Origin of the sequence: Streptomyces sp. NPDC057271 (assembly GCF_042668715.1) — a bacterium.
In the GTDB taxonomy this organism is placed as follows: domain Bacteria; phylum Actinomycetota; class Actinomycetes; order Streptomycetales; family Streptomycetaceae; genus Streptomyces.
Genome location: NZ_JBHUYJ010000064.1, coordinates 1 through 20,719, shown reverse-complemented (window position 1 = coordinate 20,719; position 20,719 = coordinate 1). Strand labels below are relative to the sequence as shown.

The following is a 20,719-nucleotide window of genomic DNA, read 5'->3' as shown; positions in this document are numbered from 1 at the left end:
GCGCACGGGTCACGGGCCGGTGTGGATGTGCGCGGCCCACAGGTGAGGGGCGCGGGCGAGGCGGCGGCGCAGCTCGCGGACCGGGCGGTGCAGCGCCGTCGCCGGATCGATCGGGCGGCCGCGCGCGAGGTCGTCGTCAAGAGCCGTGTACAGCTCCTCCGTGAGCCGGGTCGCCACCTTGTCCGCGACGGGCCACAGCGTGCCGATCACATGCGGGTACCCGGCCAGTTGGAACGAGGAGGCCAGCTGCACCGATTCGTCGGGCAGCGTGAGTCCGCCCTGGGAGGTGGAGCAGGCCGACAGGACGGCCAGGACGGCCTCGCGCGGGCGCTGCTCGGCGGCGTCGCGGACGGTGAGCCGTCCGTCGTGGAGGATCAGGCCGCTCTCGGACGGCCTGTCCGGCTCACTGACCCCGTGACAGCTGAAGTGGACCCACGGGTGGGCGGGCAGCGCCCGCCGCACCGCGTCGACGGTGGCGGCGGGACCCGCGAGTTCGAGGTGCGCCGGAAACAGCTTCCGCAGCAGCTTCGCCTCCTGGGAGGCCCCGGGCAGGGACGGGGCCCCGGGTGTGTCCGCGAGAGTGACGATCAGCGGGGCGGGCGGGGCCACGGCGGCGGAGGGCGCCTGCCGGGCGCGGTCCAGGGCGCGCAGCGTCGGGGTGTACGAGGAGACCACCCGGTCCATGACGCTCGTATCGGACCCGGAACCCGCCCCGGCCCCTGAACCTGTCCCGGACCCGGAGGTGCCCGCCGCGTGGAGGGGCAGCAACGCCAGCCATCCGGTGGGGCACCACCACAGCCGGCTCCACGACGCGTCGTCGCGCGGCGCGGTGTGCAGGCCGAGACGGTCGAGGACCGGTTCCGCGACGGCGGCCCACAGCCATTGCAGGGTCTGCGACAACGTCGCCATCGCGGTGACGGCCTGCCGGGTCCCCCGGCCTCCGTAGGCGTCGTCGACGGCTGCGAGGAACTTCGTGGCCCTGTCGAGGACGTCGACCGGAGTCAGGGCGGGCAGCGGGACGACCTCGATGCCCCGGTCGACGGTGACGACGAGTGCGTCGGAGCGGTACCGGCTGACGTTGACCACGACGACCGGGCCCCCGGAGGCCGCGCCGATCAGCTCCGTCACGCGCGGCGCGGCCAGGAAGCCTTCGAGGCCCGGGAGTCGGCGGATCCGGTCGAGGAGGTCGTCCCAGGTCCGGGCGAGGGCGTGCCGTGACTCGGCGAGCAGGCCGGCCTCGTGCCCGGAGTACGTGGGGTCGGCGGGTCCGAGATCGGTGGGCGACGCGGGGCGGGGCGGTCCGACGCTCAGGGAGTCGCGGACCCGTTCGAACTCGGTGGCCAGGGCGGGGTCGGCCGTACGCAGCCGGGAGAGGTCGCCACGGGCTTCGAGGCCCTGGGCGAGCAGCACGCCACGCCCCTGTTCGAGCAGGGTGAGCGCGGCCTCCGGGTCGCCCTGCCGCAGCGCGAGCGCGGCGGCGTCGGAGGCGAGTCCCGTGCCGGCGACCAGCCGGTCCTCCTGGTCTGCGCGTTCGAGACCGCGTGGGGCGAGGCGGGGCAGGAGGCCGACGGCGTACGTGTAGCCGCTGAGCGCCTCGGCGTCCTGACCGGCGGCGACGGCCGCCTCGCCCCAGGTGCGGGCGGCGAGCAGACGCTTGGCCACGGAGGCGACCGGGTTCCGGGCGGCCTGCCGGGCGAGGCGGACGGCCTCGGCGAGTTCCTGCTCGCCGACGCTCTCATCGGCGAGGGGGATGCGCGCCAACTGGGTGCGGGCCAGGACCCACTGCACGTGGGCCTGGTGGGGGTGGCCCTCGGGAAGCCGGTCGAGTGCCTCCCGGGCGGCCGCCGCCCCGCGTGCGAGTACGGGCGCGAGCGCCGGATCGGCGGGGTCCTCGGCCACGTCCGCGGTGATCATGCTCGTGGCGGCCAGGTTGATCAGGGCCACGGTACGCCGTGGGTGACGGTCGTCGAGGCCGGCGACGGCCTCCTCCAGGACGCGCCTCGCCTCCGCGAGCAGCCCCGGGTCCGTGGCGTCGCTCGGGCCGCCGAGTGCGGTGCGGTGCAGCAGGACGCCGAGGTTGACGCGCGCGATGTCCCTGCCGTGCCGCTCGCCGTCCGAGAGGGAGATCGCCTCGCGCAGCAGCCCGGCCGCCTCGTCGGCGGCGGCCCGGTCGTGCGTGGCCTCGTACCGGATCCGTAGCGCCTCGGCGAGGTTGGAGAGGTGGGCGGCGCGCTCGAAGGAGGTCGGCGGGCTCTGCCGGACGGCGCGGCGCAGGATGTCCACGCCCTCGTCGAGCCACCTGCGGTCGCCGGTGAGGCGGGAGCGACGGGTGAGTGCGAAGCCCAGGTTCGTGAGGACGCCCGCCCGTCCTTTGTGGTCGGCGGGGACGACGGCGGCGGCTTCCCGCAGGAAGCCGATCGCGGTGCCCATGAGCGTGTCGTCGGCGGTGTCGGCGGCCCGGCCGCACAACGCGGTGCCGTAGCTGGTGAGCAGGGCGTGGCGCTCGCCGGGATCCTGGGGGCTCGCGAGCGCCGCGCGGTAGTGGGCCAGGGCCTCGTCGCGCAGGTCCTCGTCATAGGTGCGGAGGTGGAGTTCGGCGAGGACGTTGGCGAGGCCGGAGCGGGCGCGTGACTCGGAGGTGTGGCGCGTGCCGGTTCCGTACGTGTCGGTCCGGTGGGAGCCGGCCTCCTCGGCCACGGCGACGGCCTGGCGGTGCCAGTGGACCGCCTCTTCGAGCGGGGTTCCGTCGCCGGTGAAGCGGCAGAGGGAGCGCAGGGCGGTGCCCAGCCGGGAGAGGTGCTCGCCCCTGCCGGGCGTGGTGGGCCCCGAGATCCGTACCGCCTCGCGCAACACCTCGACCGCCTCCGTGACGAGGCCGACGTCCGAGCGGATCTGGGCGAGGTCCTGCAGGGCGTCGCCCAGGTTCCCCAGGCGGTGCGCGCGGTAGTGGTCGCCCGGTGCGGTCGCGGCGACGGCGTCCCGGTGCGCCCGCACGCCCTCGGCCAGCAGCGCCTCGTCGGAGGTCAGGGCGCCGAGGCTCACCAGGGCGACGCCGAGGTTGGAGCTGCTCACCGCCCGGTCGTGGCCGCCGGTGCGCGGCGCGGCGGCGACGGCCAGGCGCAGGACCCGGACGGCCTCGGCGTATCCGTCCGGGTCCCGCGTCGTGGTGGCGCGCTCCAGGTGGACGCAGCCGAGGGCGGACAGGTACTCGGAGCGTCGCGGGTCGTCGTCGCCCAGCAGGTCGAGGGCCCGCCGGATCAGGGCGATGCCCTCGCTCCGCTTCTCCTCGGCGGCCGGGCCGTGGACGCCCTCCGCCCCGGCGCGGTCGGTGAAGCGCCAGGCGAGCGCCTGCCCGAGGGCGTAGGTCACGCCCGTCGGGTCCCCCTCGGTCGCCTCCGTGAGGGCGAGGGCCTCCCGGAACGTCCGCTCCGCCTCCGCCGCGGCGGCCCCGGCGGTCTCCCCCGTGCCGTCCGCCGACGCGTCCAGGGTTCTGGCCAGTTCGAGTAGGACGCGGGCCCGCTCGGCCGGCCGCGGGCGGGTGTCCGCCGCGAGCCGGCGCAGCAGGGCGAGCGGTTCGGCGAGCGCGCCGGACGGGGCTCCGATGGCGTCGGCGTGCAGGCGCAGCAGGGCGGCGAGTTCCAGGACCCGGCCTGTGTGCTGCCGGTCGTCGCTCCCGGTGGCGTCCACCGCGCTGGGGGCGTACCCGATCGCGGCGTCCAGGTCGGCGAGGACGCCGGTCTCGACGTACCGGGAGCGCAGGACCTCGGCCAGGACGTACTGGGCGTGGGTGTGGGCCGGGTGGCCGGGCGGGGCCGCGGCCAGGGCGTCGCGCGCGGCGCTGTGCGCGTCGTCGAGGGCGGAGAGGTTCCGGGTGTTCACCGCGCTGCCGTTGAGGGCGTGGGCCAGGTTGGCGAGGTAGAGGGAGCCCTCGACGGGGTTGTCCGCCGCCGCGGCGGCGCGTCGGCAGGCGGCGATGCCCTCGTCGTGGAGCGCGGTGCGGTCCTGCCCGCCGGGAGCGTCCCCGGGCGCCATCGAGAGGGTGACGAGCGCCATCCCGAGGTCGTTCAGGTGCGCGGCGGGCGGCGGCTGGTCCGGGCTCGCGGCGGTGGAGCGGCGCAGGGCGTCGACGGCCTCGGGGAGGAGAGCGGGGTCGTGGAGCTGTGCGGCGGCGTTCAGGAGCGCCGTGCCCAGCAGGGCGTGGTGCAGGGCGTGGTGCGGATCGTCCGGTCGGCTCCCGCGCACGGTCCGGCGCAGCACGTCGACGCTCTCCCGCGCGACGGCGAGGTCCCCCGTGGCCTCCGCGGCATGGTTCAGGACGAGCCCCAGGTTGCCTGCTCTGCGCGCCTGCTCGACCCGCTCACCGGGTGCGGCGGCCACGGCGGCGCGGCTGTGACGGACGGCCTCGGCGAGGATCTCGGGTCCCCCGCCGTCCCGGAATCCGTACAGCATCGTCAGACCGAGGTCGGAGAGGCAGGTGCCCTGTTCGGCGCTGCCGTCGGGGAACCCGGCGACGGCGTGGCGCAACAGGGCGGCCGCGGCGGGCAGCGGTCCGGGGTGGCGGTGGCGGGTGTAGAGGGCGAGGATTCCGGCGCCCGCCAGGTAGGTGTCGCCGGGGTCCGCCTCCGCTCCGGCGGGCTCGCCCGCGAGCAGCGCGAGGACCGGGCGGAGGACGGGCGGTACGTGGGTGGGCGAGGCGCGGTGGACGTCGAGGAAGCAGAGGACGGCGGAGCCGAGGGCCGCCATGTCCGCCCCCTCGCCGGCGAGGTGGCGGCACCATTCGTAGTACCCGATCGCGTTGACGGCGACGAGCAGGACGTTCCCGTCCGGCAACGTCCCGGCGCGGCGTATGCCGTCGGCCGTCGCGGCGGCCTCGTCGGTCAGGAACCAGCGCAACGCGTCGGGATCGTGGTCGACCCGTAAGACGCGGTCCATCATCAGCTGAGCCGTCGCTTCGACGTTCATCTCCCGCGCCACTCCCCCGTCGGAGTTCTCTCCCCTGGAAGGTCAACGTAGCCCGGGGGGAGGGAGGTTCCCCCGGGCGGCCTCGGCTACGGCAGCCGGGCCGCCGCCGCGTCCAGCATCAGGTCCAGGGCGAAGGGGTAGCCGCTGTCGCGCATGTCGGCGGCGAGCAGCGGGAAGGTCGCCGCGATGTTCGGATGGGTCTCCGGCGGCAGTCTTCCGTACGAGGCGCGCCACACCTCCTCGTCCGCCACGCGCGCCGGGTCTGGCAGGGCGAGCGCGGCGGCGTCCAGGGCCGCGAAGGCCAGGGCCTGGTCGACGAAGGCGTGGTAGAGCGGCACGGCCGTCGTGTCGGGGAAGCCGGCCCCGCGCAGGATGCCGAGGATCGTCTCCACCGCCGCCGTCTCGTGGGCGCGGCCCGTCGTCCGGTGCGCGGCGAGCAGCGCCGCCTGCGGGTTGGCGAGGTACACGGCGTGGATCCGCAGCCCCATGTCGCGGAGGTCCGCCCGCCAGTCGCCGGTCGCCCTCCAGCCCTCCTGCGCGCGTCCGACGAATTCGTCGGCCAGGGCGAGCAGCAGGTCGTCGGTGTTGCGGAAGTAGCGGTAGAGGGAGCTGGGGTCGGCCCCGAGGGCGGCGCCGAGCCGCCGGACGGACAGGGCGTCCGCGCCGTGCTCGCCGACGAGCCGCAGCGCGGTCTCGATGATCAGCCGTTCCGAGAGGACGGCGCCTTGTTTCGTGGGCCTGCGGCGCCGCCGCCGCCCTTCCGGGACCACTCGCTCGACCATGCGGACACCTTATGACAACACCATTGACGTGTAAACGGCTCGCCCAGTTCCATGTGCGTTCACCAGGCACCCCTCCTTCTCCCGTTCTGGAGCACCCCGATGCACAAGGCCGATCTGGTCTTCACCCAGGGCCCCGTCCACACCGGCGATCCCGCCCGCACCCGGGCGAGCAGTCTCGCCGTCACCGGCGAGCGCGTCACCGCCGTCGGCCATGACGAGGTGCGCGAGCTCATCGGGCCGGACACCGAGGTCGTCGACCTGCGGGGGAAGTTGCTTCTTCCCGGCTTCCAGGACTCACATGTCCACGCCGTGTTCGCCGGGACGGAGCTGGCCGAGTGCGATCTGACCGGCACGGTCGGCGTCGAGGACTACCTGACCCGGATCCGGGAGTTCGCCGAGGCCCACCCGGACCGGCCGTGGATCACCGGCGGCGGCTGGTCGATGGAGAGCTTCGAGGGAGGCCTGCCCACCCGGCAGCTGCTCGACACGGTGGTCCCCGACCGGCCGGTCTATCTCGTCAACCGCGACCACCACGGCGCCTGGGCGAACACGCGCGCCCTCGAACACGCCGGCCTCACCCGGGACACCCCCGACCCCGCCGACGGGCGGATCGAGCGCGAGCCCGACGGCACCCCGAGCGGCACCCTGCAGGAGGGCGCCACCGGGCTGGTCTCCCGGCTCGTTCCGCCGAGTTCAGCCGCCGACCGGCTCGCCGGGCTGCTGCGCGCCCAGAAGCTGCTCCACTCGCTCGGCGTCACCGGCTGGCAGGACGCGATGCTGGGGGTGTACGGCGGCCACCCCGATCCCTCCGGCGCCTATCTCGCGGCCGCCCGCGCCGGGACCCTCACCGCCCGGGTCACCGGGGCGCTGTGGTGGGACCGCGAGCGGGGAGCGGAGCAGATCGACGACCTCGTCACCCGTCGCAGGGAGTTGACGTACGGGCGGTTCCGGGCCGGCTCGGTCAAGATCATGCAGGACGGTGTAGCGGAGAACTTCACGGCCGCGATGACGACTCCGTACCTCGACGGGTGCGGCTGCGCCACCGCCAACTCGGGGCTCAGCTTCGTCGACCCGGTCGCGCTGCGCTCGTACGTGACCCGGCTTGACGCCCTCGACTTCCAGGTGCACTTCCACGCGCTCGGCGACCGCGCGGTGCGGGAGGCCCTCGACGCCGTCGAGGCCGCGGTCGAGGCCAACGGCCGACGCGGCAACCGGCACCACCTCGCCCATCTGCAGGTGGTCCACCCCGACGACCTGGGCCGGTTCGCCCGCCTGGGGGCCATCGCCAACATCCAGCCCCTCTGGGCCGCGCACGAGCCGCAGATGGACGAGTTGACGATCCCCTTCCTCGGACCCGAACGGACCTCCTGGCAGTACCCGTTCGGCTCCCTGCTGCGCGCCGGGGCCACCCTGGCCGCGGGCAGCGACTGGCCCGTCTCCAGCCCCGACCCGATCGCGGGCATCCATGTCGCGGTGAACCGCAAGGAGCCCGGCACGGCCGACGAGCGGGTCTTCCTGCCGGAGCAGCGCCTCGACCTGGCCTCCGCCGTCGCCGCGTACACGGCCGGTTCCGCGCATGTGAACGGGCTCGACGAGACCGGCACGCTGCTCCCGGGCATGCTCGCCGACCTGGTGGTCCTCGACCGCGACATCTTCACCGCGCCGCCGGAGGAGATCGCCGAGGCGCGGGTCCTGAGCACGTACGTCGGCGGCACGCCGGTCCACACGGCCTGACGCCACCCCGCCACGGCCCACACAGCCCGACGCACCCTCCCCCCACCCACAGCCCCACCCCCCACTCCGCGGCACCACCCCCACACCGCTCCACCGCGGCCCCGCACCACACCGTGCTCCGCACCACGCTCCATCCCCCAGCGCCCGTCACTACACCCGTAAGGGGTGGGTCTCCTTGCGCATCTCCAGAGCCACCGCACTGCTCGTCTGCACCGCCGCCGTCGCGGCCGCCACCGCCGGCTGTTCCGGCGCGACCGGATCCGGATCCGGCGGCGGCGCCGCCTACACCGTCACCCCCACCTCCCCCGCCGCGAAGGGCGCCATCGGCGCGCTCACCTGGTCGCTGTACGCCGAGCCGTACACGCTCGACTACGCCCTCGCGTACGACTACCCGCCCAACACCGTGCTCGCCAACGTGTGCGAGCAGCTCCTGCGGGTCACCCCCGACCTGAAGATCGAGCCGGGGCTCGCCGTGAAGTACGCCAACCCCGATCCGAAGACCTGGGTGTACACCCTGCGTCCGGGCGTGACGTTCCACGACGGCACGACCATGACCTCCGACGACGTGGTCGCCTCCCTCAAGCGCCACATGGACCCGGCGACCGGGTCGCCCTGGGGATCGGCGTTCAGGAACGTCGCCTCCATCACCAGCAGCGGTCCGCTGGAGGTGACGATCCGGCTCTCCCGGCCCGACGTCCTGCTCAACGAGCTGATGGCGGCGTCCCCCGGCACCGTCGAGAGCGCCGCCTTCCTGGCGAAGGCAGGCAAGGACTACGGCGGCCCCAAGGGGAAGGTCAACTGCACCGGCCCGTACGCCCTGGACGGCTGGGCCCAGGGCGAGAGCGTCACGCTCAAGAAGTACCCGGGGTACTGGGACACCTCCCTGGCCCCGAAGAACGACACGGTCACGTTCACGTTCGTCGAGGACCCGGCCGCCCGCACCAACGCCTTCCTGTCGGGCACGGCCGACGGAGGCTACATGGTGCCCGCCACCTCGCTCGCCCAGCTGCGGTCCACCACCAAGGGCAAGGTCTACTTCGGCCCCAACACGGCGGCCGCCGACCTCTCCGTCCTCGACTTCACGGGCCCGCTCGGCGATCTGAAGGTCCGGCAGGCCCTCTCCATGGCCCTCGACCGGGAGAACATCGTCAAGGCCGCGGCCGGCGGCATCGGCGTCCCGGCCAAGGCGCCCACCGCGCGCGGCGCGTGGGCACTCGTGCCGGAGAGGACCGACGCCTACTTCGACGCCCTGCCCGAGCCGGTGTACGACGTGGCCGCCGCGAAGAAGCTGGTCGCGGAGGCAGGTGCCACCGGGCGGAAGATCACGCTCGTCACCAGTGCGCTCGCGCCGGAGATCAGCGTCGTGGCCAACGCCGTCCAGGCGGCGGGGCGGCAGATCGGGCTCGACGTCCGGCTGAAGTCCGTCGCCCCGGAGGCGTACAGCAGCATCTTCGTCGACCCCGAGGCGCGCAAGGGCCTGGACCTGGTCATCACCAACGGGTACGACAACACGCCCGATCCGCTGGAGTTCTACCAGTACCTGAGCACCGGCCACGTCGGGAACTACGGCAACTGGTCGAACGCCCAGTACGACGCGGCCTTCGACCGGGCGAACGCCGAGCCCGACCCGGCCCGCCGGGCGGACCTGACGGCCGAACTGCAGAAGATCGCCGTGCGCGAGCTCCCCGTCATCCCGCTGTACGAAGCCCCGTACACGGTCTTCCTGGGCAGTGGGGTCACCGGCGCGCCCACCGGGATCGCGCAGCTGTACTACCCCTGGGCCGCGACGATCGGGGCCGCACAGTCATGACGCGCTATCTGGCGGGCCGGCTCCTCGGCCTGGTGACGGTCCTGCTCGTCACGTCGGTCCTGGTCTTCGCCGCCGTGCATCTCGCACCCGGCGACCCGGTGTCCTTCCTGCTCCACGGCCGCCCCGCGACGCCGGAGGCGGTGGCGGCGCTGCGTGCCCAGTACCACCTGGACGATCCGCTTCCGGTCCAGTACGCGAAGTGGCTGGGCGGGGTCCTGCACGGCGACTTCGGCCGCTCCGCGCAGTTCCACCAGGACGTCGGCCCGCTCATCGGCTCGCGCCTGCCGGGCACGGCCGTGCTCGTGGGGTACGCGGCGCTGCTCGTCGCCGTCCTCGGGGTGTCCGCGGGCGTCCTGGCGGCCCTGCGGCCCGGGCCTGTGGACCGGACGGTGCTGCTCGGCACCGGTGTGGCGACGGCGACCCCCTCGTTCGTCAGCGCCATCGCGCTCGTCTCGCTCTTCTCCGTCCAACTGGGCTGGTTCCCCGGGCCCGGTGGCACTCCGGAGAGCTTCACCGACCGGGTGTACCACCTGACCCTGCCGGCGTTCGCGCTGGCGATCACCTTCGCCGGGATGCTCGCCCGCGTCACCCGGTCGGCGATGCTCGACGAGATGGGGCGCGAGCACGTCGAGGTGGCGCGGGCACGCGGGGTCGCGGGCGGCTCGGTGGTCCGCCGGCATGTGCTCCGGAACGCGCTGGGCCCGATCGTGACCGTCGGCGGCACGATGCTCGCCGGTCTGCTGATCAGTACGTCGATCGTGGAGACCGCGTTCAACGTGTCCGGCGTCGGTTCACTGCTCGTGCAGTCGGTGACGGCCAAGGACTTCGCCGTCGTCCAGGCCATCACCCTGCTGAGCGTGACGGCGTTCGTCGTCGTCAATCTCGTTGTCGACCTGCTCGTTCCGCTGGTCGACCCCCGGCTGTCCGTCCACGGGGAGGCATCCCGATGACCATGACCGTCTCCCCCGCGTCCGGGGCGCTGCGCCGCCGCCCGGGTCTGGGCGCCCTGCGCGTCCTCGGTCAGGGGCCGCTCTTCGCGGCCGCCGTCGTGGTGCTGGCCGGGCTCGTCCTGGTCGCGGCCCTCGCGCCCGTACTCGCGCCGTACCACCCGGAGGCGCTCGATCTGTCGGCGAGCCTGGTGGGCACCGGTGGCGACCATCTCCTCGGCACCGACCAGTCGGGCCGGGACATCCTGTCGCGACTGCTGCACGGCGCGCGGACGGGGCTGCTCGGCCCGCTGCTCGTGGTCGGCGTCTCGACGCTCCTGGGCACCCTCGTCGGACTGGTCGCCGCCTGGCGCGGCGGCTGGGCGGACGTGCTGCTGTCCCGGTCGATGGACCTGGCCTTCGCGATTCCCGGACTGCTGTTCGCGATCCTCCTCGTGGCCGTCCTCGGTTCGGGCATGACCGCGCCGGTGATCGCCATGGCGGTGGCGTACACGCCGTACGTGGGGCGGCTCGTGCGGGGGATCGCCCGGCAGGAGAAGGCCCGGCCGTACATCGAGTCGTACCGCGTGCAGGGCTGGTCGGGCTGGACGATCTGTCTGCGGCATCTGCTGCCCAACATCGCCCCGACGGTGTTCGCGCAGTCCGCGATGAACTTCGGGTACGCCCTGATGGACCTCGCCGCGCTGTCGTTCCTCGGCTTCGGTGTGCAGCCGCCCACGGCGGACTGGGGCTCCATGATCAACGAAGGCCAGGCGGCCCTCCAGCAGGGGGCGATGCTGCCCGCACTCGCGCCGTCGTTCTGCGTGGTCCTGGCCGTGGTGGCGTTCGGCATCGTCGGCGAGGGCCTCGCCGACCGGATCGCGAAGCGGGAGAGATGAACCTCATGAACACCGTGAACAACGTGGATCCCGTCGGCCTCAAGGACACGCGACGGCCTCCCGTGCTGGAGATCGACGGCCTGGGGGTCCGGCTGCCGGACGGACAGGCGGCCAGGCCGCTCCTCGACGGCGTCACCCTCCGGGTCGCCGCCGGCGAGACCGTCGGCCTGGTCGGCGAGTCCGGTTCGGGCAAGTCGGTCGCGTGCCGCAGCGTGCTCGGGCTCCTGCCGGCCAAGGCGCGGACGAGCGGTGCCGTACGGGTGGGCGGCAGCGACGTCCTGACGATGGACCGCGCGGAGCTGACCCGGCTGCGCGCCCGGCGGGTCGCCATGATCTACCAGGACCCCCGCGCCTCCGTGAACCCGCTGCGCCGGATCGGCGACTTCCTCACCGAGGGCCTGCGGGCCGCCGGGACCCCCGCGGCGACGGCGCTCGCGCGGGCGGAGGAGCTGCTCGACGCCGTCGGCATCCGTGATCCGCGAGGCGCGCTGCGCCGCCATCCGCACCAGTTCTCCGGCGGGATGCTGCAACGGGTGGTGATCGCCGCGGCCCTGGCGGGCGAGCCGGAGCTGCTGGTGGCCGACGAGCCGACCACGGCGCTCGACGTCACGACGCAGGCCGAGATCATCGCGATCCTCACCCGGCTCCAGGCCCAACGCGGCACCGGACTGCTCTTCGTCACCCACGACCTGGAGCTGGCGTCGGCGATCTGCGACCGCGTCTACGTGATGTACGCGGGCCGGATCGTCGAGACGGCGGACACCGACGCGCTGTTCGACCGGCCGCTCCACCCGTACACGGCGGGACTGCTGGCCTGCACGCCCCGGATCGAGGCCGGCGCCTCCGCTCCACGCCCCATCCCCGGTCGGCCCGTCTCGCTCGCCGAGGCCCCGCCGGGGTGCGCCTTCGCGGCGCGCTGCGTCCACGCGCAGGCGCGGTGCACGCAGGAGACACCCGTACTGGCGCGCCACGGCGACGGCCTGGCCGCCTGCCACCGCGCCGACGAAGGGATCACACGGTGAACGGAACCATGAACGACCCGGAGGAGCTCGTGGTCGAAGGACTGCGCAAGCGGTACGGGGACCACATGGCCGTGGACGACGTGTCGTTCACCCTCGCGCCGGGTGCCTCGCTCGGCATCGTCGGCGAGTCGGGCAGCGGCAAGACGACGACCGTGCGGATGCTGGTCGGCCTGGAGCGACCGGACGGCGGCACGGTCCGGGTCGGTGACCGGGACCGCTCGGCGCCGGCCCGCGGCCGGGCCGAGCGCCTGGCGCGGGCCCGCGAGATCCAGATGGTCTTCCAGGATCCCTACCTCTCCCTCGACCCGCGCGTACCGGTGGGCCGTTGCGTGGAGGAGGTGTTGCGCCTCCACGTCCCCTCGGACGCGGCGGCGCGGCGGGCCCGCGTCGCCGAACTCCTCGACCAGGTGGGCCTCGGCGAGCGGGAGGCGGCGGCTCAGCGTCAGCGCGTGGCGATCGCCCGCGCGCTGGCCGCCGAGCCGCGGTTCCTCGTCCTCGACGAGGCGGTGGCGGCGCTGGACGTGTCGATCCAGGCGCAGGTGCTCGAACTCCTCAGCCGGATCCGGCGCGAGACGGGCATCGGCTTCCTCTTCGTGACGCACGACCTGGCCGTGGTCCGGCACATCACGGACGAGGTGATGGTCCTCAGGCAGGGCCGTGTGGTGGAGAAGGGCACCACGTCGGCCCTCCTGGACGCACCGGCCGACCCCTACACCCGTCTGCTGCTCGACTCCGTCCCCCGCCGTGGCTGGAACCCGGCCGCCCTGGCCTCGGCGGGCCGGCGCCCGCCGGACGACGGCGTGTGACACCCGGCGGCATCCGCCGACCGCCGAAACGCTTGTGGGCCACCCCGGTCGGGGTGGCCCACAGGCGTTCTCGTCGGTCTTCCGCGCGCGAGGGGAACGGGCTCCTCCCGCCCTCGACCGCGCGAGGGCGTCAGACGTAGAAGCGGGAGAGGAAGCGCAGGGCCGCCGCGGGCTTCGTGCCGCCCTCGATCTCGATCGTGCCGTCGACGGCGATCTGCACGCCCCCGGGGACGTCGTCGACCGAGGCGAGGCGGCCGGCGAGGCGGATGCGGGAGCCGACGGGCACCGGGGCCGGGAAACGGACCTTGTCGAAGCCGTAGTTGACCTTCGTTGTGACGCCTTGGACGTCGAGCAGTCCGGTGAACAGCGGGATGAAGAGCGACAGCGTCAGACAGCCGTGGGCGATCGGCGCACCGAAGGGGCCCGCCGCGGCGCGCTCGGGGTCGGTGTGGATCCACTGGTGGTCGTCGGTGGCGTCGGCGAAGGTGTCGATCCGCTGCTGGGGAATCTCCAGCCAGTCGCTCGTACCGAGGTCGCCGTCGTTCCGGAGGGCGAGCTCACGCAGTTCGTCGATGCCGTTCACGGTGGTGGTCATGCGGGGTTCTCCTCGTGGTTCTGGTGGTTCTCGTGGTTCTCGTGGTTCTGGTGGTTCTGGTGGTTCTCGTGGTTCTCGTGGGCGGAGCCGCCGTGGAGACGGCGGAGTTCGGGCTTGCGGAGCTTCCCGGAGGCGGTGCGGGGCAGGACGTCCACCACGACGGCGGTCTTGGGGATCTTGTACGCGGCCAGCCGTCCGGCGAGCCCGGCGAGGACGGCGCCCGCGTCGAGCGTGGCTCCGGGGCGCGCCACGAGCACCGCCCGGGGCACCTCGCCCCACTTCGCGTCCGGTACGCCGATGACGGCGCACTCGGCGACGTCGGGATGGGCGAGCAGCGCGTCCTCGACCTCGGCCGGGTAGATGTTCTCGCCGCCGGAGATGATCATGTCCTTGATGCGGTCGTTGATGGTGACATGGCCGTCGGCGTCGACCGCGGCGGCGTCCCCGGTGCGCAGCCAGCCGTCGCTGAAGGCGGCGGCGCTCGCCTCGGGCAGCCCCCAGTAACCGGACATCACGTGCGGGCCGCGGACGAGTACCTCGCCGGTCTCGCCCTGCGGGGCGTCGCTCCGGTCCGGCCCGGCGATCCGGACGTCGGTGAAGAAGTGCGGGACACCCGCGGAGCCGGCCTTGCTGACGACGTGTTCCGCGTCGAGGAAGAGCACCCCGGGCGAGGCCTCGGTCAGTCCGTACCCCTGCTGGAAGCGAAGGCCACGCTCCTGGTACGCGGCGATGAGCCGGCCGGGGACGGGCGCGCCACCGCAGTTGAGGGTGCGCAGCGACGACAGGTCGGCGTGCGCCCAGCGCGGCGAGCGGGCCATCAGCTCGTACATGGTGGGGACGCCGAACATCGAGGTGATGCCGTGGTGTTCCACCAGGTCCAGGGTGGCGTCCGCGTCGAACCGCTCCACCAGAACACAGGTGCCGCCCTTGAGCAGTACGGGCAGGGCCAGCATGTTGAGACCGGCGGTGTGGAACAACGGGGCGGTGACGAGGGCCCGTTCGTCGGCACGCAGATCGGTGTCGACCAGGACGTTGACCGCGTTCCAGGTGAGGTTGGAGTGGGTCAGCATGGCGCCCTTGGCGCGGCCTGTGGTACCCGAGGTGTACATGATGATGCAGACGTCGTCCTCGGACACCGGCTCGTCGGGCGGTGCGTGGCCGGTGGCGGAGGCGATGGCCTCCTCGTACTCCTCGCCGACCTGGAGACGGCGGACGAGGTGCAGCGTGGTCCGGCCCGCGTGTCCTGGCGCGTGCACCAGCGTGTGCGCGCCGGAGTCGGTGAGCTGGTGGTCGATCTCGGGCGGTGTGAGCCGGGTGTTGAGCGGGACGAAGACGGCGCCGAGCAGGGCGGCGGCGAACAGCGTCTCCAGGAAGGACGGATGGTTCGGTCCGAGATAGGCGATCCGGTCGCCGCGGCGGACACCCTGCTGTCGCAGGGAGGCCGCGAGCCTGCCGACGCGGTCGTGAAGTCCGGCGTAGGTCAGGGACGTTCCCTGGTGGATCAGGGCGGTGCGGTGCGGGGTCTTGCGGGCCCGGCGTGCGGGCCAGGAGCCGAGGCCCACGTTCGTTCCCTTGTCGCGCATGGGGGGCGACCCTTCAGACGAGCCCGAGCAGCCGGGCGGCGTTCTCCTTGAGGATCTTGGGGCGGACCTCGTCCCTGATCGGCAGCCGGGCGAAGTCGGCGAGCCAGCGGTCCGGGGTCAGGACGGGGTAGTCGGAGCCGAAGAGGACCTTGTCCTTCAGCAGCGTGTTGGCGTAGTTCACGAGCTGCGGCGGGAAGTACTTCGGGGACCAGCCCGACAGGTCGATGTACACGCCGGGCTTGTGCGTGGCGACGGCCAGCGCCTCGTCCTGCCAGGGGAACGAGGGATGGGCCAGGACGATCTTGAGATGGGGGAAGTCGGCGGCGACGTCGTCGACGTGGAGGGGGTTGGAGTACTTCAGCCGGATCCCGCCGCCGCCGGGGACGCCCGCGCCGATCCCGGTCTGGCCGGTGTGGAAGAGGGCGATGGTGCCGGTCTCCTCCAGCACCTCGTACAGCGCGTAGGTGAGGGAGCGGTCGTCGGGGAAGAAGCCCTGGATGCTCGGGTGGAACTTGAAGCCCTTGACCCCGTACTCCTCGACCAGCCGACGGGCCTGGCGGACACCCGCCCTGCCGCGGAACGGATCGACGGAGGCGAAGGGGATCAGCACGTCGGCGTTGGCGGCCGCGGCCTCGGCGATCTCCTCGTTGGGAACCGGCGGAGTGCCGGTCGCGGACTCGGCGTCCACGGTGAAGACGACCGCGGCCATGTTCCGCTCGCGGTAGTACGCCGCCATCTCCGGGACGGTCGGCTTGCGGTCGCCCGCGACCTTGAAGTACGCGGACGAGGCGTCGTTCAGCTCGTCGGCCAGGGAGGCGTGCCCGTGGGCGGAGACCTCGGCGTGGGTGTGCACGTCGATGGCGACGAGGGCGTCGACGTCGAGGGGTCCTCGCTCCGGCGGGGCGGCGGGGGTGCTCATCGGATCTCCTCGGCGGCCGGCACACGCGGAGCGGCGATGCCCACGGTCTGCGGGTTCGATCCGACGGAGGTGTGCCACGCGGTGGCGATCGCGTCCGGGGTCCAGCCGCCGTCCGAGTAGGCCGAGGCGACCTCCTGCGGGTGCGACCAGAGCGTCAGCCGGTCACCGCCGATGCCGACGCACTGGCCGGTGATGTCACGGGCCGCGTCCGAGGCGAGGAAGGGGACGAGCGCGGCGCAGTCCTCGGCAGTGCCGAAGCCCTCGCCCTTGCGCAGGAAGCCGGGCAGTGGCACACCCCGCTCACGCAGGGCCTCGACGTGCGGCGCGAAGGCGGGAATCGTCTCGGTCATGGCGGTGGCGGCGACCGGCACGATCGCGTTGACGGTGATGCCCGCCTTCGCCAGCTCCATCGACCAGGTGCGGGCCATGGCGGCGATCCCGGCCTTCGCGGCGGCGTAGTTGGTCTGGCCGAAGTTGCCGCGCTGGCCGGCGGGTGAACCGACGAGGACGAGACGTCCGCCCTCGCCCTGCTCGCGCATCCGCACGGTGGCGGCGCGGGCGCAGGTGAAGGTGCCCTTGAGATGGGTGGTGACGACGGCGTCGAAGTCGTCGTCGGTCATCTTCCACAGCACGCGGTCGCGGAGGATGCCGGCGTTGGTGACCATGATGTCGAGCCGGCCGAACGCGGCGACGGCCCGGTCGACGAGACGCTGGGCGGCCTCGGCGGTGCCGACGGCGACGGCCTCGGCGACCGCGTCACCGCCGCCCGCCTTCCGTACGGTCTCGGCGGCCTGTTCGGCGGCCTGGGCGTCGAGGTCGTTCACGACGACGTGCGCTCCGGCGCGGGCCAGCGCGGTGGCGTAGGCGAGGCCGAGACCGCGCCCGGAGCCGGTGACCACGGCGACCTTCCCGCACAGATCGACAGCCCGGGAAGGAAGTGGAGAGACAGGTGAGGCGGGAGCAGACACAGGTGGCCCTTCGACAGGAGGTGCGGGTGATGGACGACTGATGGGAAGCTAAGACCAATAATTGTCGACGTCAATAGTTGTCGTAACCGTCGGGGATGGCGCATCCTGGAGGCATGAACCTGGCGATGGACTCCGACGAACCGTGGATGCGTTCGCTCCACTCCGACACCGGCTACCTGCTCTACCGGCTGGGGCTGCGCTCGGGACAGCTCTTCAACGCGGCACTCCAGGAGTCCGGGGTACGGCTGCGCCACTACGCGGTACTGCGCTATCTCTCCACCGTGGAGGGCGCCCTGCAGAGGGAGTTGAGCACGAGCCTCGGCTACGACCCGAGCGCGATCGTCAGCCTCGTCGACGACCTGGAGCGGCTCGGTTTCGTGGAGCGGCGCCCGGCCCCCGGCGACCGCCGGAGCCGGATCGTCGTCCTCACCGGCGACGGAGGAGGCTTCCTCCGGGACACCGACCGGACCAGCCGCGGAGTCACCGACGAGCTGACCGCCCCGCTCACCGACGACGAACGTACGGCCCTGCACACCTTGCTGCTGCGCGTCGCGGGTGAGGCCTGACGGCCGGACCGGCGGAACGCCGTGGCGCCCCGCGCCTCGGGAGCGCGGGGCGGGGCGGCGGGCGGGGCGGGTCGCCGGCGGGCGGGGCGGGTCGCCGGCGGGCGGGGGCGGAGGCTACGTTCGGGGAACGAATCGATCTCCCGGACCTCGCCCCCCGCCTCCCGATCCACCGCCCCCGATCCGCGAAGGAGCCGCGATGCGTGTCGCTCTCTTCCTGACCTGCGTCAACGACACGCTCTATCCGGACACGGGCCGCGCCGTCGTGCGGCTGCTGACCCGGCTGGGCGTCGACGTCGACTTCCCGACGGGGCAGACCTGTTGCGGGCAGCCCCAGTACAACACCGGCTACCGGCGGCACGCCGAGCCGCTCGCCCGTCGCTTCGCCGAGGTATTCGGCGGGTACGACGCGATCGTCACGCCCTCGGGGTCGTGCGGCGCCATGGTCCGCGAGCTGTATCCGCGCATGGGCGAGCGGGCCCGGGCGGAGGGCCGAGGCGACGGGCTCGCCCTGGCCGTGGCACCCATCGTGCCGAAGACGTACGAGCTGACCGAGTTCCTGGTCGATGTCCTCGGCGTGACGGACGTCGGTGCCTCCTACCCGCACAGGGTCACCTACCACCCCACCTGTCACGGTCTGCGCGGCCTCGGCCTGGCGGACCGGCCGTACCGTCTGCTGTCGGCGGTCAAGGGCCTTGAGCTGGTGGGGCTGCCGGGCGCCGAGGAGTGCTGCGGCTTCGGTGGCACCTTCGCCGTGAAGAACCCCGACGTCTCGGCGGCCATGGGCACCGACAAGGTCCGCAACGCCGTCTCGACCGGGGCCGACGTCCTGTGCGCGGCGGACAACTCGTGTCTGATGCACCTCGGCGGCACCATGAGCCGGCTCCGGGTCGGCGTCAGGCCCGTCCACATCGCCGAGATCCTGGCGAGCACGGAAGAGGAGCCGACGGCGTGAGCGGTACGTTTCTGGGCATGCCGGCCTTCCCGGAGGCCGCGCGCGAGGCGGTGCGGAACACCACTCTGCGGGCGAACCTGCGGCACGCCACCCACACGATCCGGGACAAGCGGGCCAAGGCGGTCGCCGAGCTGGACGACTGGGCCGAGCTGCGCGAGGCCGGAAAGCGGATCAAGGACCACACGCTGCGCCATCTCGACCGCTATCTGCTCCAGCTGGAGGAGGCGGTGGTACGGGCCGGGGGCACCGTCCACTGGGCCGCGGACGCGGCCGAGGCGAACCGGATCGTGACGGGTCTGGTGCGGGCCACGGGTGAGAGGGAGGTCGTCAAGGTCAAGTCGATGGCGACGCAGGAGATCGGGCTCAACGAGGCACTGGAAGCCGAAGGCATCGCCGCGTACGAGACCGACCTCGCCGAACTGATCGTGCAGCTCGGCCACGACCGTCCCTCGCACATCCTCGTACCCGCCATCCACCGCAACCGGGGTGAGATCCGGGACATCTTCCTGTCCGAGATGCGCCGTTGGGGCCGTCCGGCGCCCGAGAACCTGACCGACAGCCCCGCCGAGCTGGCCGAGGCCGCCCGGCTCCACCTCCGCGAGAAGTTCCTTCGCGCCAAGGTCGGGATCTCGGGCGCGAACTTCATGGTCGCCGAGACCGGCACGCTGGTCGTGGTCGAGTCCGAGGGCAACGGGCGTATGTGCCTGACACTGCCCGAGACCCTGATCTCCGTCGTCGGCATCGAGAAGGTCGTGCCGACCTGGCGGGACCTGGAGGTCTTCCTGCAGACCCTCCCGCGCTCCTCGACGGCCGAGCGCATGAATCCGTACACCTCCATGTGGACCGGCACGACGGAGGGTGACGGACCGCGGACCTTCCATCTCGTCCTGCTCGACAACGGCCGTACCGACACCCTTGCGGACGAGGTCGGCCGCCAGGCCCTGCGCTGCATCCGCTGCTCGGCCTGCCTGAACGTCTGCCCCGTCTACGAGAGGGCCGGCGGACATGCCTACGGCTCCGTCTATCCGGGCCCCATCGGGGCGATCCTGAGCCCTCAGCTCCGGGGCACCGCGAGCGAGATCGACGCCTCGCTGCCGTACGCCTCCTCCCTCTGCGGGGCCTGTTACGAGGTGTGCCCGGTCGCCATCGACATCCCCGAAGTCCTCGTCCACCTCCGTGAGAAGGTCGCCGAGGGCGAGGGTCACCGTCTGGAGAAGGCCGCGATGGGTGCGGCCACATGGGCGTTCAGCCGGCCGGGCGTCTACGCGGCCGGGCAGCGCCTGGCCTCCCTCACCCGGAGGCTCCACCCCTCCCGCCTGCCCGGTCCCGGACGGGCGTGGACGGACAGCCGCGATCTCCCCGAGGTCCCGGCGGAAGGCTTCCGCGACTGGTGGAAGCGTGAGCACGAGCGGAAGGAGGGGTCCGAGTGAGCGGCAGAGAGCTGATCCTGCGCCGGATCCGCGCGGCCCTGACCGACGTACCCGCCTCCGACGCGCCCTACGACCGGGCCGTCGACAGGAACTACGCCCGTGAGCACGGGCATCGGGACGCCGAGGAGACCGTCGCCCTGCTGGCCGAGAACCTGGCGGACTACCGGGCCGTCGTCCACCGCTGCCGCCCCGAGGCGCTCCCCGAGCTGATCGGACGCCTGTTGGCCGAGCGGGGCGCGCGCCGGGTCCTGGCCCCTGCGGGGCTGCCCCGCGCCCTTCTGAGCCGTACGGACGCGGCCGTCGTGGACGAGCGGGCCGAACTCACGCCGTACGACCTCGACGGGATCGACAGCGTCGTGACGGGCTGCGCCGTCGCCGTCGCGGAGACCGGCACCGTCGTCCTCGACGCCGGGCCGGACCAGGGCCGCCGCCGCGTCACCCTTGTACCCGACCACCACATCTGCGTCGTGCGCACTCCCGAGCAGGTGGTCGCCTCCGTACCGCCGGCACTCGAACGCCTGGACCCCACACGCCCGCTGACCTGGATCTCGGGCCCGTCGGCGACGAGCGACATCGAACTCGACCGCGTCGAGGGGGTCCACGGCCCGAGGCGACTGGACGTGATCCTGGTCGACGAGCCCCCGGCCTGACCGCCCGGCCCCGCCTCGCGCGGCGCGGGAGCGTCCGGCGCGGGAGCGTCCGGCGCGGGAGCGTCCGGCGCGGGAGCGTCCGGCGCGGGAGCGTCCGGCGCGGGAGCGTCCGGCG

General features: G+C 73.3%; 16 protein-coding genes. 10 read left to right on the top strand and 6 right to left on the bottom strand.

The genetic code is table 11. From position 1 onward, the window contains the following. Positions 1-9: 9 nt before the first annotated feature. Complete coding sequence (locus tag ACFUJR_RS25705; RefSeq protein ID WP_383167147.1) at positions 10-4,962, bottom strand: CHAT domain-containing protein; 4,953 nt, start codon at positions 4,960-4,962, stop codon at positions 10-12. Between the two features lie 86 nt (positions 4,963-5,048). After that, positions 5,049-5,744 (bottom strand): TetR/AcrR family transcriptional regulator, encoded by a 696-nt coding sequence (locus ACFUJR_RS25700; protein WP_383167144.1) that lies wholly within the window; start codon positions 5,742-5,744, stop codon positions 5,049-5,051. A gap of 99 nt (positions 5,745-5,843) precedes the next feature. Between ACFUJR_RS25700 and ACFUJR_RS25695 the strand changes: the two genes are divergently transcribed. From ACFUJR_RS25695 to ACFUJR_RS25670, 6 genes are all read left to right on the top strand, one after another. Continuing rightward, entirely contained in the window at positions 5,844-7,478 is a 1,635-nt protein-coding gene (locus tag ACFUJR_RS25695; protein ID WP_383167143.1) for an amidohydrolase, read from the top strand. Positions 7,479-7,653: 175 nt separating this feature from the next. After that, a complete protein-coding gene (locus ACFUJR_RS25690; protein WP_383167140.1) occupies positions 7,654-9,288 on the top strand; it encodes an ABC transporter substrate-binding protein in 1,635 nt (544 codons plus the stop codon). Further along, entirely contained in the window at positions 9,285-10,238 is a 954-nt protein-coding gene (locus ACFUJR_RS25685; RefSeq protein ID WP_383167137.1) for an ABC transporter permease, read from the top strand. The genes ACFUJR_RS25690 and ACFUJR_RS25685 overlap by 4 nt, the downstream gene beginning before the upstream one ends. After that, entirely contained in the window at positions 10,235-11,113 is an 879-nt protein-coding gene (locus ACFUJR_RS25680; RefSeq protein ID WP_383167134.1) for an ABC transporter permease, read from the top strand. Before ACFUJR_RS25685 ends, ACFUJR_RS25680 begins: the two co-directional genes overlap by 4 nt. 5 nt (positions 11,114-11,118) lie before the next feature. Next, on the top strand, positions 11,119-12,135 hold the full coding sequence (locus ACFUJR_RS25675) for an ABC transporter ATP-binding protein (RefSeq protein ID WP_383167131.1): 1,017 nt from the start codon (positions 11,119-11,121) through the stop codon (positions 12,133-12,135). Between the two features lie 8 nt (positions 12,136-12,143). Continuing rightward, the gene (locus tag ACFUJR_RS25670) at positions 12,144-12,941 is read left to right on the top strand and encodes an ABC transporter ATP-binding protein (RefSeq protein ID WP_383450747.1); all 798 of its coding nucleotides are present in this window, start codon (positions 12,144-12,146) and stop codon (positions 12,939-12,941) included. 130 nt (positions 12,942-13,071) lie between these two features. Here the strand turns inward: ACFUJR_RS25670 and ACFUJR_RS25665 are convergent, their stop codons facing one another. From ACFUJR_RS25665 to ACFUJR_RS25650, 4 genes are read right to left on the bottom strand one after another with little or no spacing between them, the layout of a single operon-like run. After that, positions 13,072-13,536 carry a MaoC family dehydratase gene (locus tag ACFUJR_RS25665; protein ID WP_383167129.1) on the bottom strand — a complete coding sequence of 155 codons (465 nt, stop codon included), beginning with the start codon at positions 13,534-13,536 and terminating at the stop codon, positions 13,072-13,074. Further along, positions 13,533-15,119 (bottom strand): long-chain fatty acid--CoA ligase, encoded by a 1,587-nt coding sequence (locus ACFUJR_RS25660; protein WP_383167126.1) that lies wholly within the window; start codon positions 15,117-15,119, stop codon positions 13,533-13,535. Before ACFUJR_RS25660 ends, ACFUJR_RS25665 begins: the two co-directional genes overlap by 4 nt. A gap of 13 nt (positions 15,120-15,132) precedes the next feature. Beyond that, on the bottom strand, positions 15,133-16,038 hold the full coding sequence (locus ACFUJR_RS25655; RefSeq protein WP_383167123.1) for an amidohydrolase family protein: 906 nt from the start codon (positions 16,036-16,038) through the stop codon (positions 15,133-15,135). Further along, entirely contained in the window at positions 16,035-17,006 is a 972-nt protein-coding gene (locus ACFUJR_RS25650) for an SDR family NAD(P)-dependent oxidoreductase (protein WP_383167120.1), read from the bottom strand. The genes ACFUJR_RS25655 and ACFUJR_RS25650 overlap by 4 nt, the downstream gene beginning before the upstream one ends. A gap of 113 nt (positions 17,007-17,119) precedes the next feature. Here ACFUJR_RS25650 and ACFUJR_RS25645 point away from each other — a divergent pair, with 113 nt between their 5' ends. The 4 genes from ACFUJR_RS25645 to ACFUJR_RS25630 all read left to right on the top strand — a co-directional run bounded on the left by ACFUJR_RS25645 (position 17,120) and on the right by ACFUJR_RS25630 (position 20,604). After that, entirely contained in the window at positions 17,120-17,572 is a 453-nt protein-coding gene (locus tag ACFUJR_RS25645; RefSeq protein ID WP_383167118.1) for a MarR family winged helix-turn-helix transcriptional regulator, read from the top strand. A gap of 196 nt (positions 17,573-17,768) precedes the next feature. After that, on the top strand, positions 17,769-18,524 hold the full coding sequence (locus ACFUJR_RS25640) for a (Fe-S)-binding protein (RefSeq protein ID WP_383167115.1): 756 nt from the start codon (positions 17,769-17,771) through the stop codon (positions 18,522-18,524). Beyond that, positions 18,521-19,954 carry a LutB/LldF family L-lactate oxidation iron-sulfur protein gene (locus ACFUJR_RS25635; RefSeq protein ID WP_383167112.1) on the top strand — a complete coding sequence of 478 codons (1,434 nt, stop codon included), beginning with the start codon at positions 18,521-18,523 and terminating at the stop codon, positions 19,952-19,954. The genes ACFUJR_RS25640 and ACFUJR_RS25635 overlap by 4 nt, the downstream gene beginning before the upstream one ends. After that, positions 19,951-20,604 carry a lactate utilization protein C gene (locus tag ACFUJR_RS25630; RefSeq protein ID WP_383167109.1) on the top strand — a complete coding sequence of 218 codons (654 nt, stop codon included), beginning with the start codon at positions 19,951-19,953 and terminating at the stop codon, positions 20,602-20,604. The genes ACFUJR_RS25635 and ACFUJR_RS25630 overlap by 4 nt, the downstream gene beginning before the upstream one ends. The last annotated feature ends 115 nt before the right edge of the window (positions 20,605-20,719 follow it).